This window comes from Leifsonia tongyongensis (assembly GCF_010686705.1).
Classification (GTDB): domain Bacteria; phylum Actinomycetota; class Actinomycetes; order Actinomycetales; family Microbacteriaceae; genus Diaminobutyricibacter; species Diaminobutyricibacter tongyongensis.
Genome location: NZ_JAAGWY010000001.1, coordinates 95,929 through 108,592, shown reverse-complemented (window position 1 = coordinate 108,592; position 12,664 = coordinate 95,929). Strand labels below are relative to the sequence as shown.

Below are 12,664 nucleotides of genomic sequence, written 5' to 3'. Positions count from 1 at the left end.
GATGACGGATTCCCACCTCGATGCGTTCGGGCAGGCCAGCACACTCAGTCGGCTTCTGACGACGTCGCTTGCGAATGACGAGTGGGATGCGGCGACCACGCCCTCACCAGCGGGGTGGTACCTCGACTTCGTCTCGAAGATCCTCGCGCTGACCCGCGGTGAAGCTGTCGTCTACGTGTCGACCACCTTCCACCGGGAGTCCGGAGGGAGAGCCGTCGTGCTCACCGGGCGTGGCGTGATCACGGCGGGTGTGACGTTCACCGATGCCGCTGCCAAGGTGACCGCGACGCGCCTGTCGAGGTCCACACTGCGGAGCATCGAGGTCGTCGACGTCGACAGGATGAGCCTGACCGCCGGCGAGGAATGGCCCCGGGTCGAATCCGTCATTCTCACCTTCGACGGAACGGCTCTGACCCTCCCCGTGGACAGTGGGACCGTCTCGACGGCGACGCGGCAGTCGTTGGACGCGATCGTGCCATCCCTGATCAGTGACCTGAACGACTAGCTGCGTCGGTAGGTGCTGACCACTACTCCCGAAGCGAGCGCGCGGCACTCGACCAACGCAAGCCGGGAGACGGGGAACCCCTCGGGGAAGAGCTTCTTGCCCGTGCCGAGGACGATCGGGTAGAACACGAGCCGGTATTCGTCTATGAGGTCGTGCTCGGCCAGCGTCCTGATCAGCTGGGTGCTGCCCCACACCCGGATCTCACCACCCGGCTCGTCACGCAGTTTCGCCACCGCTTCCGGCACGTCGGGGCCGAGGAGGTGCGTATTCTTCCAGCTGGTGTCGGTCAGGCTGCGCGAGGCGACGTATTTGGGGATGCGGTTGTACCGTCTGGTCAACTCGCCCATGAACCCCTCGGCGTTCTCATCCCACACGCCCCACGAGCCGGCGAAGATGTCGTATGTCTTGCGGCCGAGCAGCAGGGCCTCTGTGCGGCTCTCCCAGTCTTCGATGATCGCGCCGGCCTCGTTGAGCGTGTCGTTCTCCCGGTCGTAGTCCATCGACCAGCCGCCGAGGTCGAAGCCGCCTTCGCGGTCCTCATCCGGGCCGCCTCCGCCCTGGACGACGCCGTCGAGAGTGATGAACGCCTGCACAACGATCGAGCTCATGCGGGAGACGTTACTCGCGAACGTCTGGAACGCAACCCGCAGCCCCCGTTACGCTCGACTCATGACCGCGCGGATCGCCAACGTGACCTTCCATGCCGAGAACCCGGAGGCCCTCGCCCGTTTCTGGGCCGCTGTGATGGGCTATCCCGAACCGGCCGGCTGGCCGGCCGACGAAGTGGCCGCGCTTCGGGAGTACGGCATGTCCGACGACGACATCGCGGCGCGCGCAGAAGCGTGGGACGGCGACCCGAGCCACCAACGTTTCTACTTCACGCGTTACCTCCACGAGAAGCGGCACCGCAACCGGATGCACGTGGACATCACGCCGTCCGGCGACCGTCACGCGACCCGAGAGGAGCTGGAGCTCGAGCGTGATCGGCTCATAGCCCTCGGCGCAACGCTGGAGAAAGTGCTGGACGGGCCGTCCTGGGGCCCGTTCGAGGAGTTCGCGATCATGATGCGCGACCCCGAGGGCAACGAGTTCTGCCTGCAGTGAGTGCAGCTACACGCCGACCGCGGCCTTGAGGATGGCGGCGATCCGCTTCTTGTCGGCGTCATCCATCTTGGTCAGGGCGAACCCGACAGGCCACAGGTTGCCGTCATCCAGCGTCGCCGCCTGCTGGAACTCGAGCGTCGCGTAGCGGATCTTGAACTTCGAACCCGGTTTGAAGGCGACGACGATCTTGCCGTCGGCGTCCGCGTAGGCGGGCATCCCGTACCAGGTCTTCGCAGCCAGCGACGTGTTCTCCGCGACCAGTTCGTGGAACGCCTCGGCGAGCTCCTTGTCGGTCCCGGTCAACGCGGCGATCGCTGCATCGCACGCCGCGGCGGCGTCGGCGCCCTCCTTCGCAGCCTTCTTCTCGGCCACAGTCGCCCTCATGGCGGCCTTTTCCTCTTTGCTGAAAATGGTCACGATCGGTGTCCTCCCTGGATCTGCGATATGACCAGTATCAGGGAGAGGATCCGGGGCCGGCTTCTCGAATCCTGCTCTCTTGCCCACGGCCGGATCCGGCGGCGAGGAACGCGGTCCCGAAGCACAGCTCGGTCCACGACGGATCATCCAGCGTCTCCTCCATGGCCTCGCGAATCGTCTCCCACGGACGCCGCATGACCCACTCGTCGAGGGAAGCGGATGTTCGCACTGCTGCTATTCCGAGGCGCGACAGCCAGCGGGGCGTGCTGTCGGGGATCTTGAGATCGAGCACGACCCAGCGACCGCCGGTGGTGAGGGCCGCGGCGCCGCGGGCGATGGCACGCCCGCTCTCGGGCACCTGAGTGAGCGCATAGGTGGACAGGATCGCGTCGACTTCGGCGGGGAAGGCGAACTCGGCGGCGTCGGCCTGCACGAGGCTGACGTTGCTCCAGCCGTTCTCCTCGACCCGGTCCCACGCGCGGGCGAGCATGGCGTCGGTCAGATCGACGCCGACGATCCGGCCGCCCGGACCGATGACCTTCTCGACCAGGGGGAAGTTCAGGCCGGTGCCACACGCGATGTCGACCACCGTGTCGCCGGCGCGGAGACCGAGCGCCTGCACCACGCGAGCGCGCTGCGACCGTTGCGGGTAGCCGGGCGCCGGGTACAACCGGGAGGTGACGTCGTAGTGCTTGGCCTTCTTGCGGTAGATCGCGATCAGCCGCTCGCGGGTACGGTCAGCCTCGCTCACAGTGTCCCCGCTCCCGCTTGCACGTCGGACTCGACCGCGGCTTTGATCGCCGCCATCTCGATATCGCTCACACGCTGAATCTGCCGCTGGAGAGAGCGGGGGCCGGGGATGAGACGCATGACATTGGCGATGTCCACCTCGACCCACATCATGGCGCTTGTGTGCCCGTCGCCTTCCGGCTCGAATTCCATGCCCCAGCGCGCCACGGACGTTCCCATCGTGCCGGCGAACGCCATGGAGTGGGGCGGGTCGACGGCAGTCACCTGCTCACAACGGCGGTGATTGAAGCCCAGGTCCCTCGCCCGCTGCTCGATCCACGCGCCGGGCTGCAGTGAGCCGCCGCCGCGAATCCGGCACTCGAGCACTGTCGGCGCCCACTCCGACCAGCGGCCGACATCACACAGATAACCCCACAGTTCGTCGACGCTCCCGGCCACAGTGAGGCTGCTCTCGGTTCTGATTGTCATAGTCAGCTCCTTAGTTCGTTACACGAAGCGGCAACGCTTCTGGTTCAACGAGGACCTACGCGCAACATGCTGATGCTCACGTGAGAGGCGCTGATTCATAGGCAGACTGAGGGTTTCTCACGGCGGGAACATAAGCAGCCCATGCCGATCTTCCAATCTCCCGGAGTGTGCTGTGGGCACCGACCGCGCTGAGAGGAAACAGAGCCATGGACACGACAGATGGTGCAACCGGAGGGACCGGGATCGATCAAGGAAATGTGCAGCAACCTTCCGCTGCGCATTCAGGTGTCAGCCGCGGTCGGCGTCGACGCGTCGTGGTACTGTCGGCGGCGCTCGCCGCAACGGTCGTTGCCGGCGCCACGGCCGGAGTGGCGGCGAACGGCTTCGCTTCCCGTTCCGCAGCCGCGGCGTCGACCTCGAGCACCTCCGCCAACATCCACAACGCGCTGGGACCAGGCAGCTACGGGTACGGGGGCTATGGATCGGGTGGCTACGGCGGCTACGGCGGTTACGCATCCGGCGGTTACGGATCCGGCGGCTACGGGTCATCCTCCGGTTCCACGGGATCCGCTGCTCTGGCGAGTGCAACCCCCGCCGAGGAGGTAGGCGTCGTCGACATCACCTCGGAGCTGACCTACCAGCAGGCGGAGAGTGCCGGCACGGGGCTCGTGCTCACCTCCGACGGCGAGATTCTCACGAACAACCATGTGGTCGCGGGGGCGACCAGCATCAGCGTCACCGTCGTGTCGACCGGCGCCACCTTCACGGCCACCGTGGTGGGCACCGATGCCACCGATGACATCGCCGTCCTGCACCTGAGCAATGCCTCCGGCCTCAGCACGGCACATCTCGACACCTCGAACAGCCCGGCCGTCGGCGACGCCGTCACCGGGGTCGGCAACGCCGGGGGCACGGGTGGTACGCCATCCGCTTCACCCGGGACCGTGACTGCGCTCGACCAGACCATCACGACCCAGGCCGAAGGGTCGGCTGCCTCGGAGACGCTGAACGGTCTCATCGAGACCGACGCCGACATCCAGGCCGGCGACTCCGGCGGTCCACTCTTCAACTCTGCTGATCAGGTGATCGGCATCGACACCGCTGCCGCGTCGGGCGGTGCGACACCAGCGGGTTACGCCATCCCGATCCGGAGTGCGCTCGCCGTGGCCGGAGAGATCGTGGCCGGCCACGCCTCGTCCACTGTGACCATTGGCTACCCGGCCTTCCTCGGTGTCGAGGTCGGCTCGTCGGCCGATGGGACAGCGGCGGCGACGCCGGGCGCTGCCATCGCCGGAGTCATCGACGGCAGCCCGGCCGCGACAGCAGGCCTTGCAGCGGGCGACACGATCACCGCGCTGAACGGCACCACGATCGACTCACAGCAGGCCCTCACCGCCACCCTCCAGACTCTCGCCCCGGGCCAGCGCGTGAGCATTGCGTGGACCGACCAGTCGGGTGCTTCGCAGTCAGCCCCGATCACCCTCGCGAGCGGCCCGGTCGCCTAGGGCGCGATGCTCCCGTCTCGTCCTACAGGGAACCGAGCTGAGGTCGACCCACCGGCGCAGGCCGCGGTCGGCCTCAGCTGGGCGCGAGTACGTGGATGCCGGCCGCCGCAGCGGCTCGAGCGAGCTCGCCGTCGTAGGTGACGATCTCGTCGGCGCCGATCCGCAAGGTGGTTGCCAGATGGACCGCGTCATTCGATCGGAGCGGGGCATGGGCGCCCGCCGCGAGAAGATCACCTCGCGGTAGCAAGGTAGGCGACCGTCACCAACGGCCTCGAGCATCCTCGAGCGGTTCCCGAGAACTCACCGGGGCCACCACGCGCATGATCGCCGCAAGAGTGCCTGTACCGGCTCGGGCAGGCCGGGCCTCGCCTCGAGCGATGAGACCGTCGAGTGCGTTGCCTCCTACGGGAACGATGAGAGCAGCCAAATGCCCGTTGTTGCTCACCCGTACGGACTCTCCTGCCTCAACCCGGCGCAGGATCTCGCCGCTGCGGTTGCGCATCTCCCCTCAGAGTTCGGTAGCTTTAGCTCGGCGGATGCGGCGCAACTCTATCGCGGCGTAGAGGAAGGCTCCGAGATAGAACGCCAGTCCGAAGCCCACCAGGATCGCCCGGCGTCATACCCGCCGACCATGCATTGGTGCGTGCTATCCGCCGCCACAGGGCAGGTGCCAAAGGGTCGGGTCCATCGGGAACCCGAACGCCCACAATACATTCGAGCAAACGGCGGCGAGCAGGACGACAGCAATAGCAACGAGGCCAAGCGTGCGGCCCTGACGCAGGCCCACCGCGAGGATCCCGACCACGAGCGCGGAGGCCGCGAAGACCACGGCACACAGAATCGCCCAGTCTTTCAGGTTCACAACCAGCAGGGACACATGCTCCTGCGTCGGCGTGAGGGACGGGCCTTCGCAGGCTGAGATAGTGGTCGCCTTTGCAATGGGCGCATAGAGCACCGAGGCCAAGCCGAGAATCCCCGGCGCGCAGAGCGCAGCGAGTCCTGCCAAGATGAGAGCCATCAGCCCAGCAATTGGGCGCTGCGTCACTTGCTGACGCGCAAGGACTTCGGCCGTCGTTCCCCCCATCCGCAAATCATAGCTACCGTCTGGTGAGCGATCGGGCCGTCTTGTGAGCTAACAGTGATCACTGTGATCGCAGTGGATCTTCCTCAAAAAACCCGATGGCACGTATTGCAGCTGGATTCAGTCGGTGCTTTCGACGGACAGGCCATCGGTGGGCGGGTGGGGCCGCCAACGTTCACGACGATCCAACTCGTCCTGAATTGCGACGAAGAAGCGGTCGATCTCGCCTACGCGCCGAGTGAACAGGAGCGCTTCTGCACCGCGAACCCTCCCGACAACGTCGAGCTCGATGCGGCTATGCGTGGCATCGATGGCGGTGAACCGGAGATGCGGCTCGAAGAGCACCCACCCGGTGGCCACCTGCGCTATCGGGTCTACCAGGCTCGTTCCCTTCAGCGCCTGGCGAACGAAGTCGCGCACTTCATCGAATGGCACGGGAACGACCACTTGCGGAATGTGTCTTGGCGCGACGGCCTTCTTCGGGCGCTTCTGGGGCTCCATCTCCCTCACAAGTGGCAGCGTATCGCCGCTAACTCCTTGCGCGCGCCTTCTTGGCACCTCCGGCGTGTAGCAGGACGACGCGCTTCGCGTCACCTCGGGCTCAGAGCCGACCAACCCGCGCTGCGCCTCCGCGCATTACACAACGTCATCAATGCCATCATCGACGGATGGAATGGTTCGTGGACCCCCTGCGCGGGCGTTGGTTGCAGGATCGCATTCCCGAGCTGGGCATGATGGTGCCCTCGGGCATGCCCGCCTATGCCCGCGTCCTGCATCCCATCGACGCGTATCGCGACACAGACGGTCGGCAGGGGGTCTGGAGCTGGGCAGATGTCGCTTCGCGTAACGACGTGACTTTGGGCGCAACTAGCGAGTGACTGGACATCACACGAGATGGCACGGCAGAAGAGTGGCGCGATGGCTGGGCGGTTTCAGAGCCCCACGAGGGTTGGATCGACCCGGCTCTGCTCGCATCGTATGTGCCGGCTCTGCGTGCGCACACTGGCAGGGCGGACGAGATCACAGTCGCAGTCTCCGTGCTACTGACCCACGGCTGGTGGCCATGGACGAGTTCGAGTACGGTGCGTTCGAGCGATCCATGCGCGGGCAATTCCAAGAGTTCAACCACCCACGTTTCGAGCTTCCCGACAGGAGGTACGTCCTCGGATCAACAAGTCTTCACGACCTCGCCCAGCCGGACTGGCCATACCGATCGGGGCTTGGTTGGGCTCTAGGCGACCTCGACGGCATCATGCCGCAGCTGATCTGGCCGGCAGACCAGACGTGGTGCCTCTCGATCGAGGTGGACGCACCGTACACAGTGATAGCAGGCCCACGGGAGCTCATCCGCGATCTGCTCGCGATTCCTGGCGTGGAAGGCCACGCAATCCGGGAACCCCGCTACAAGTGACGCGGCGGTCAGCTGCGGCGGTCCCAGGCCGGTCGTCCATTCCCTATGTGGGCTAAACGTCGCGTTGCCGACCTTCTCGACGACGACCTGGATCCTGTCGGCAGAACTCCGGCGTCTGATTCGACCGCCGACGAGCTGGGATCCCAGTGATTGTAAGGGTGGGCCCGGTGGGGCTCGAACCCACGACCCGCGGATTAAAAGTCCGATGCTCTACCAACTGAGCTACAGGCCCGTACCGGACTAATCTACCGTGGATTGGAACCACTCGCGCACGCGCGCTACCGTGATGGTTCGAGGGAGGGCACGACCGGATGAGCGACGAATTCCACAAGCCGACCAAGTTCTCGGGCGGCAAGTTCGAGACGTTCAAGGGCGGTGAGGACCCGGCCCAGATCAGCCGGGTCGCCCACGAGACGGCCAATGCGCTTCTCGCCAGGGTGCGCAATGACCCCGACCCCGAAGTGGTCGACCGCCTTGTCGCGTTCACCGATCAGAACGGCATCGACGCCATCGCGGAGCTCTGGGCGCGCGCCAACCCCAAGAGTCTCCCGGGCGCGCTCTGGCGAATCTACTTGATCCGGCTGCTTATCAGGCAGGACCCTGAGGGCACCAGTTTCCTGTTCCAGCGCGGCACCGAGGTGATGGCGACCATCGATCCTGTCGTCGCCGGCGCATCCATGCCCACCGGCCCCACTGAGATCATCGATCTTGCCGACCGCATCCTGCGCGGTGTCTTCGAAGGGGACTTCGCGGTGGCACTCGACCGGGCCGCGGCCTTCTGCCGGGTGACGGCGGCCGGCTGCACCAGCGTCGCCGACGACCTGGATGTGACCGAACCGGAGCGCGCCAGCGAGCTCACCACTCGCGCGCTCCGCTTCACGAAGACAGCGGAAGAACTCACCAGCTGCGCACGCCTGTGGCGACACGAGTCCCTCGAATAGTTCACTCGTCGCGAACGCCGACCCGCGTTTTCGGGTCCACGGCTCGGGTAAACTTGTTCACGGCCGGGCCGCAGTAACCCCGGGCTCCAATATTCGCCGCTCCGAGCGGCCTCGCGCCGAGAGGCGTTCTGCGGCCCGGCCTCTTCCGGCTCCGGGGCGTGTGAGCAGCGATCGCGGGCATGACCTGCAATGCTGGTGAACGTGCCAACAGGAATCGGGAGCGACGCCGACGAAAGCGCCTCTGCACCCGACGTGACCGACAACCTGCTGTCGCGCTCGGCGACGGGAGACCAGGCATCGTTCGGCGAGCTCTACGACCTTCTTTCTCCGCGCGTGTTCGGCCTCATCAAGAGGCTCGTTGTCGACCAGGCCCAGTCGGAGGAGGTCACGCAGGAGGTCTTCCTGGAGGTGTGGCAATCCGCACCGCGTTTCGATCCGAATAAGGGTCGAGCGATCGGCTGGATCATGACGATCGCGCATCGGCGCGCAGTCGACCGGATTCGCGCGGCGCAGGCCAGCCGCGACCGGGACACGCGGATCGGCATCCGTGATCTGCCGCAGGATTTCGACCAGGTCGCCGAGGCCGTCGAGGTGAGGATCGAGCACGGAAGGGTGGTGGGCGCGATGTCCCGGCTCTCCGAAGCACAACGCGAAGCGGTCAGCCTCGCCTACTACGGCGGCCTCACGCAGAGCGAGATCGCGGACCGCCTGGGCGTCCCACTGGGCACAGTGAAAACTCGGTTACGCGATGGGATGATTCGTCTGAGAGATGAGCTGGGGGTGACGTCGTGAACGATCGAGACGATCGGTCGCAGCTCGACGCCGGCTACCGGCTGGGCGCGGAGACGCCGGAGGAAGCCGCTGACTTCGCCGAGGTGGCGACCGAGCTGGCACTGGCCGTCGAACCGGTGGAGCCTCCGACATCGCTCAAGGCCGGCATCATGGCGCAGCTCGGCTCCACCCGTCAGGTGACGGCGGATGCGAACCGAGAGGCGGAAGCGGAAGCACCGGATGCGCAGCAAGCACCGGATGCTGTGGGCTCGGCTCAAACGCGTGCTCGGTCCCGCTGGTTCACCAGGCCGGTCGCGATCGTCCTGGCGGCGGCTGCTGCGATCCTGCTGTTCGTGGGCGGAGTGTTCGTCGGCAGCGCGCTCTCAGGTCACAATTCGTTCGAGGCGCAGCAGGCCGCCTCCCTTGCTCAGATCAACGCTGCGCCGGACGTGCAGCATGCGACCAGTGCGGTCGCGGGCGGCGGGAAAGCGACCCTCGTGTGGTCGGGCGAGATCGGCAAGTCGGCGCTCGTCACGACCGGGCTGCCGGAACTGCCCTCGGACAAGACCTACGAGCTGTGGTACATGCGGGGAGACCAGGCCATCCCTGCCGGAACGATGGTCCCCAGCGGCAGCGGCGCCACCTGGCGGGTGCTGGACGGAACCATGTCGGCCGGTGATGCGGTCGGGGTGACCGTCGAGCCCAAGGGCGGCTCCGAGAAGCCCACGACACAGCCGATCGTCGCTATACAGAGCTGACGTTCGCGCGGCCTCACCGAAACGGTTTAGCCGAAGCGACCGGAGACGTAGTCTTCCGTGGCCTGGACGCTCGGGTTCGAGAAGATCATGTTCGTGTCGTTGTACTCGATGAGCTTGCCGGGCTTGCCGGTTCCCGCGATGTTGAAGAACGCTGTGCGGTCGGAGACGCGGGACGCCTGCTGCATGTTGTGCGTGACGATCACGATCGTGTAGTCGTTCTTCAGTTCTTCGATGAGGTCTTCGATCGCGAGCGTGGAGATCGGGTCGAGTGCCGAGCACGGCTCGTCCATCAGGAGCACATCCGGTGACACGGCGATCGCGCGCGCGATGCAGAGACGCTGCTGCTGGCCGCCCGAGATGCCGGATCCCGGAAGACTGAGCCGATCCTTGACCTCGTTCCAGAGGTTGGCGCCGCGCAGCGATCGCTCGACGAGCTCGTCAGACTCGCTCTTCGACATCCGTCGGTTGTTGAGTTTCACTCCCGCGAGCACGTTGTCGCGGATCGACATCGTGGGGAACGGGTTGGGGCGCTGGAAGACCATGCCCACCTGACGACGAACGAGCACGGGGTCGACGCCGGGGCCGTAGAGGTTGTTGCCGTCGATCAGGACATCGCCTTCGACGCGCGCGCCGGGGATGACTTCGTGCATGCGGTTCAGCGTGCGGAGGAACGTCGACTTGCCGCATCCGCTCGGGCCGATGAAGGCGGTGACGGTACGGGGCTCGATGGTGAGGGAGACGCCTTCGACAGCGAGGAAGCTGCTGTAGTAGACGTTCAGGTCGTTGACTTCGATGCGCTTGGACACGGGGTTCCTCGGGGGTTTGACGTGCCGCTCAGCGGCCGTACTTGGGGGCGAAAGCTCGGGCGATGATGCGCGCGATGAGGTTGAGCAGCATCACGATGATGATGAGGGCGAGCGCACCCGTCCAGGCGCGGTCGATCGACGCCTGCGCGTTGATGCCGGCCGCCTGGGTGTATTGCGTGTAGACGAAGACCGGCAGGGTCATCATGCGGTCGCTGAAGAGGTCGTAGTTCATGCTCGTCGTGAAGCCGCAGACGATGAGCAGCGGCGCCGTCTCGCCGATGACACGGGCGATGGCCAGCATGATGCCGGTGGTGAGACCGGCGATCGACGTGGGGAGCACGATCTTGAGCACCGTGAGCCACTTCGGAACGCCGAGGGCGTAGGACGCCTCGCGGAGCTCGTTCGGGACGAGTCGGAGGATCTCTTCGCTCGACCGCACCACGACGGGGATCATCAGCACGGACAGGGCGATGGAACCCATGAAGCCGTTGCGGATGGCCGGACCGTAGATGAGCGCGAAGAGTGCGTAGGCGAAGAGGCCGGCGACGATCGAGGGGATGCCGGTCATCACGTCGACGAAGAACGTGATGCCGCGTGCGAGCGCACCCCGGCCGTATTCGACCAGATAGATCGACGTGAGGATGCCGATCGGAACCGAGATCAGTGCGGCCATCGCCGTGATGAGCAGCGTTCCGACGATCGCGTGCAGCGCACCGCCGCCTTCGCCGATCACGTTGCGCATGGACTGGCTGAAGAATGTGATGTCGAATCGCGCGAGGCCGTTGACGAGGACGGTCCAGGCGAGCGAGACGAGCGGGAGCAGGGCGATGATGAACGCGGTCGCGACGAGCGAGGTCACGAGCCGGTCGGTGGCTTTGCGTGCGCCTTCGACGAGAAGCGACGTGAGGTAGATGACGACGTCGAAGAGCACGGTTCCGAAGAAGATCGCGCCGACGATGTTGAAGTCCTTGGTCACGCCGGCGGCCGCGAGGATGGCGAAGACCGCCCCGAAGATGACCCAGCTGCCGACGAGGATCATCCAGGTCGATCCGCGCGGGAGCTTCCCGGTCGTGAGGGAGTTGGCCATCGGCCGGCTGACCGTCGCGGTGCTCATCAGTTCGCTCCAGAGAAGGCCTTGCGGCGGTTGACGATGTAGCGCGCCAGCATGTTGATCAGGAGCGTCACGATGAAGAGCACGAGACCGGATGCGATGAGCGCGTTGACGCCCACACCGGTCGCCTCAGGGAACTGCAGGGCGATGTTCGCGGCGATGGTGTTGGGGCTCTGGGCCTGGAGTACGGCGAACTTCACGATGATCGCCGGCGAGAGCACCATCGCGATCGCCAGGGTCTCACCGAGGGCACGCCCGAGGCCGAGCATGATGGCGGAGATGATGCCGGAGCGGGCGAAAGGCAGGACCGCGATGCGGACCATCTCCCAGCGCGTGGCGCCCAATGCGAGCGCGGCCTCTTCGTGGAGGCGGGGGGTCTGCAGGAAGACCTCGCGGCAGATGGCGGTCATGATCGGGATGACCATGACGGCGAGAACGAGGGCGGCAGTGAGGATGGTGCGCCCTGTGCCCGAGACCGGCGGGGCGAAGAGCGGGAACCATCCGAAATAGGTGCCCAGCCAGACGTAGAACGGTTGCACGAAGGTCGCGAGGGCCGCGATGCCCCACAGACCGTAGACGACGGAGGGGACAGCGGCGAGCAAATCGATGATGTAGCCGAGGGTCTGTGCGACGCGCCGTGGGGCGTAGTGAGAGATGAAGAGGGCGATCCCGATGGAGAGCGGAGTCGCGACGATAAGCGCGAGCAGCGCGGCCCAAACCGTTCCGAAGACGAGGGGCCAGACGTACACCCAGAAGTTGGATGCATTGTTCGGAAGCGTACCCGTCGGCGCCGTGATTGCCGGGATGCTCTGGATGATCAGGAAGATCGCGACCGCGGCGAGCGTGGCCAGGATGAGCGACCCTGCGACGACGGTGCTGGTGGAGAAGACGCGATCGCCAAGACGGACCTTGGCTCTGATGGCCCCTGCTGTTCCGGTGGTCATTCCTGGCTTTCTCTCATCGGGTGTGAGTTGGGGGGATCAACCCCCAAGCGTTCGGCCTGGACGCGGTGTGCGCCCAGGCCGAACGCTTCAGG

At 65.9% G+C, this 12,664-nt stretch carries 18 protein-coding genes and 1 tRNA gene; 8 read left to right on the top strand and 11 right to left on the bottom strand.

Going from position 1 to position 12,664, the window contains the following annotated elements:
• Window position 1: 1 nt before the first annotated feature.
• Window positions 2-505 (top strand): hypothetical protein, encoded by a 504-nt coding sequence (locus tag G3T36_RS00590; RefSeq protein ID WP_163287500.1) that lies wholly within the window; start codon window positions 2-4, stop codon window positions 503-505.
• Here the strand turns inward: G3T36_RS00590 and G3T36_RS00585 are convergent.
• A complete protein-coding gene (locus tag G3T36_RS00585; protein ID WP_163287499.1) occupies window positions 502-1,113 on the bottom strand; it encodes a dihydrofolate reductase family protein in 612 nt (203 codons plus the stop codon). The two genes, G3T36_RS00590 and G3T36_RS00585, sit on opposite strands and share 4 nt — an antisense overlap.
• Before the next feature lie 61 nt (window positions 1,114-1,174).
• On the opposite strand from G3T36_RS00585, the gene G3T36_RS00580 reads away from it, so the two are divergent.
• Window positions 1,175-1,609, top strand: a complete 435-nt coding sequence (locus G3T36_RS00580; protein ID WP_163287498.1) for a VOC family protein — start codon at window positions 1,175-1,177, stop codon at window positions 1,607-1,609.
• Between the two features lie 6 nt (window positions 1,610-1,615).
• Here the strand turns inward: G3T36_RS00580 and G3T36_RS00575 are convergent, their stop codons facing one another.
• Genes G3T36_RS00575 through G3T36_RS00565 form a run of 3 tightly spaced genes read right to left on the bottom strand, consistent with a single transcriptional unit; the run spans window position 1,616 to window position 3,244 of the window.
• Entirely contained in the window at window positions 1,616-2,026 is a 411-nt protein-coding gene (locus tag G3T36_RS00575) for a hypothetical protein (protein WP_338031403.1), read from the bottom strand.
• A 37-nt stretch (window positions 2,027-2,063) separates the two neighbouring features.
• Window positions 2,064-2,777 (bottom strand): methyltransferase domain-containing protein, encoded by a 714-nt coding sequence (locus G3T36_RS00570; RefSeq protein ID WP_163287497.1) that lies wholly within the window; start codon window positions 2,775-2,777, stop codon window positions 2,064-2,066.
• Complete coding sequence (locus G3T36_RS00565) at window positions 2,774-3,244, bottom strand: SRPBCC family protein (protein ID WP_163287496.1); 471 nt, start codon at window positions 3,242-3,244, stop codon at window positions 2,774-2,776. Before G3T36_RS00565 ends, G3T36_RS00570 begins: the two co-directional genes overlap by 4 nt.
• A gap of 206 nt (window positions 3,245-3,450) precedes the next feature.
• Between G3T36_RS00565 and G3T36_RS00560 the strand changes: the two genes are divergently transcribed.
• Window positions 3,451-4,749 carry a S1C family serine protease gene (locus G3T36_RS00560; RefSeq protein WP_163287495.1) on the top strand — a complete coding sequence of 433 codons (1,299 nt, stop codon included), beginning with the start codon at window positions 3,451-3,453 and terminating at the stop codon, window positions 4,747-4,749.
• A gap of 259 nt (window positions 4,750-5,008) precedes the next feature.
• Here the strand turns inward: G3T36_RS00560 and G3T36_RS00555 are convergent, their stop codons facing one another.
• The 3 genes from G3T36_RS00555 to G3T36_RS00545 all read right to left on the bottom strand — a co-directional run bounded on the left by G3T36_RS00555 (window position 5,009) and on the right by G3T36_RS00545 (window position 6,331).
• Complete coding sequence (locus tag G3T36_RS00555) at window positions 5,009-5,251, bottom strand: type II toxin-antitoxin system Phd/YefM family antitoxin (protein ID WP_163287494.1); 243 nt, start codon at window positions 5,249-5,251, stop codon at window positions 5,009-5,011.
• 144 nt (window positions 5,252-5,395) lie between these two features.
• Entirely contained in the window at window positions 5,396-5,833 is a 438-nt protein-coding gene (locus tag G3T36_RS00550; RefSeq protein WP_163287493.1) for a hypothetical protein, read from the bottom strand.
• 117 nt (window positions 5,834-5,950) lie between these two features.
• Window positions 5,951-6,331 carry a hypothetical protein gene (locus G3T36_RS00545; protein ID WP_193570903.1) on the bottom strand — a complete coding sequence of 127 codons (381 nt, stop codon included), beginning with the start codon at window positions 6,329-6,331 and terminating at the stop codon, window positions 5,951-5,953.
• 167 nt (window positions 6,332-6,498) lie between these two features.
• Here G3T36_RS00545 and G3T36_RS00540 point away from each other — a divergent pair, with 167 nt between their 5' ends.
• Together G3T36_RS00540 and G3T36_RS00535 are read left to right on the top strand one after the other, a co-directional pair.
• Entirely contained in the window at window positions 6,499-6,708 is a 210-nt protein-coding gene (locus G3T36_RS00540; protein ID WP_163287492.1) for a hypothetical protein, read from the top strand.
• A gap of 185 nt (window positions 6,709-6,893) precedes the next feature.
• Window positions 6,894-7,241, top strand: a complete 348-nt coding sequence (locus tag G3T36_RS00535; RefSeq protein ID WP_163287491.1) for a hypothetical protein — start codon at window positions 6,894-6,896, stop codon at window positions 7,239-7,241.
• Between the two features lie 159 nt (window positions 7,242-7,400).
• Here the strand turns inward: G3T36_RS00535 and G3T36_RS00530 are convergent.
• Window positions 7,401-7,473 (bottom strand) — tRNA-Lys (locus G3T36_RS00530).
• Between the two features lie 79 nt (window positions 7,474-7,552).
• Between G3T36_RS00530 and G3T36_RS00525 the strand changes: the two genes are divergently transcribed.
• The 3 genes from G3T36_RS00525 to G3T36_RS00515 all read left to right on the top strand — a co-directional run bounded on the left by G3T36_RS00525 (window position 7,553) and on the right by G3T36_RS00515 (window position 9,711).
• Complete coding sequence (locus G3T36_RS00525; protein ID WP_163287490.1) at window positions 7,553-8,182, top strand: DNA-directed RNA polymerase subunit beta; 630 nt, start codon at window positions 7,553-7,555, stop codon at window positions 8,180-8,182.
• Window positions 8,183-8,371: 189 nt separating this feature from the next.
• Window positions 8,372-8,974, top strand: coding sequence for a sigma-70 family RNA polymerase sigma factor (locus G3T36_RS00520; RefSeq protein WP_163287489.1), 603 nt, complete (start codon window positions 8,372-8,374; stop codon window positions 8,972-8,974).
• The gene (locus tag G3T36_RS00515) at window positions 8,971-9,711 is read left to right on the top strand and encodes an anti-sigma factor (RefSeq protein WP_163287488.1); all 741 of its coding nucleotides are present in this window, start codon (window positions 8,971-8,973) and stop codon (window positions 9,709-9,711) included. Before G3T36_RS00520 ends, G3T36_RS00515 begins: the two co-directional genes overlap by 4 nt.
• Before the next feature lie 26 nt (window positions 9,712-9,737).
• Here G3T36_RS00515 and pstB read toward each other — a convergent pair whose 3' ends face one another.
• Genes pstB through pstC form a run of 3 tightly spaced genes read right to left on the bottom strand, consistent with a single transcriptional unit; the run spans window position 9,738 to window position 12,572 of the window.
• Window positions 9,738-10,517 carry a phosphate ABC transporter ATP-binding protein PstB gene (pstB, locus tag G3T36_RS00510; protein WP_163287487.1) on the bottom strand — a complete coding sequence of 260 codons (780 nt, stop codon included), beginning with the start codon at window positions 10,515-10,517 and terminating at the stop codon, window positions 9,738-9,740.
• A 28-nt stretch (window positions 10,518-10,545) separates the two neighbouring features.
• Entirely contained in the window at window positions 10,546-11,631 is a 1,086-nt protein-coding gene (pstA, locus tag G3T36_RS00505) for a phosphate ABC transporter permease PstA (protein WP_163287486.1), read from the bottom strand.
• Complete coding sequence (pstC, locus tag G3T36_RS00500; protein WP_163287485.1) at window positions 11,631-12,572, bottom strand: phosphate ABC transporter permease subunit PstC; 942 nt, start codon at window positions 12,570-12,572, stop codon at window positions 11,631-11,633. The genes pstA and pstC overlap by 1 nt, the downstream gene beginning before the upstream one ends.
• Window positions 12,573-12,664: the final 92 nt, after the last annotated feature.

Excerpts from the sequence above, each read along its gene's own strand:
- G3T36_RS00525 (WP_163287490.1), top strand. The coding sequence starts at position 7,553 with ATGAGCGACGAATTCCACAAGCCGACCAAGTTCTCGGGCGGCAAGTTC.
- G3T36_RS00590 (WP_163287500.1), top strand. The coding sequence starts at position 2 with ATGACGGATTCCCACCTCGATGCGTTCGGGCAGGCCAGCACACTCAGT.
- G3T36_RS00585 (WP_163287499.1), bottom strand. The coding sequence starts at position 1,113 with ATGAGCTCGATCGTTGTGCAGGCGTTCATCACTCTCGACGGCGTCGTC.
- G3T36_RS00520 (WP_163287489.1), top strand. The coding sequence starts at position 8,372 with ATGCTGGTGAACGTGCCAACAGGAATCGGGAGCGACGCCGACGAAAGC.
- G3T36_RS00545 (WP_193570903.1), bottom strand. The coding sequence starts at position 6,331 with ATGGAGCCCCAGAAGCGCCCGAAGAAGGCCGTCGCGCCAAGACACATT.
- G3T36_RS00565 (WP_163287496.1), bottom strand. The coding sequence starts at position 3,244 with ATGACAATCAGAACCGAGAGCAGCCTCACTGTGGCCGGGAGCGTCGAC.
- G3T36_RS00555 (WP_163287494.1), bottom strand. The coding sequence starts at position 5,251 with ATGCGCAACCGCAGCGGCGAGATCCTGCGCCGGGTTGAGGCAGGAGAG.
- G3T36_RS00580 (WP_163287498.1), top strand. The coding sequence starts at position 1,175 with ATGACCGCGCGGATCGCCAACGTGACCTTCCATGCCGAGAACCCGGAG.
- G3T36_RS00550 (WP_163287493.1), bottom strand. The coding sequence starts at position 5,833 with ATGGGGGGAACGACGGCCGAAGTCCTTGCGCGTCAGCAAGTGACGCAG.
- G3T36_RS00560 (WP_163287495.1), top strand. The coding sequence starts at position 3,451 with ATGGACACGACAGATGGTGCAACCGGAGGGACCGGGATCGATCAAGGA.
- G3T36_RS00535 (WP_163287491.1), top strand. The coding sequence starts at position 6,894 with ATGGACGAGTTCGAGTACGGTGCGTTCGAGCGATCCATGCGCGGGCAA.
- pstC (WP_163287485.1), bottom strand. The coding sequence starts at position 12,572 with ATGACCACCGGAACAGCAGGGGCCATCAGAGCCAAGGTCCGTCTTGGC.
- G3T36_RS00540 (WP_163287492.1), top strand. The coding sequence starts at position 6,499 with ATGGAATGGTTCGTGGACCCCCTGCGCGGGCGTTGGTTGCAGGATCGC.
- pstA (WP_163287486.1), bottom strand. The coding sequence starts at position 11,631 with ATGAGCACCGCGACGGTCAGCCGGCCGATGGCCAACTCCCTCACGACC.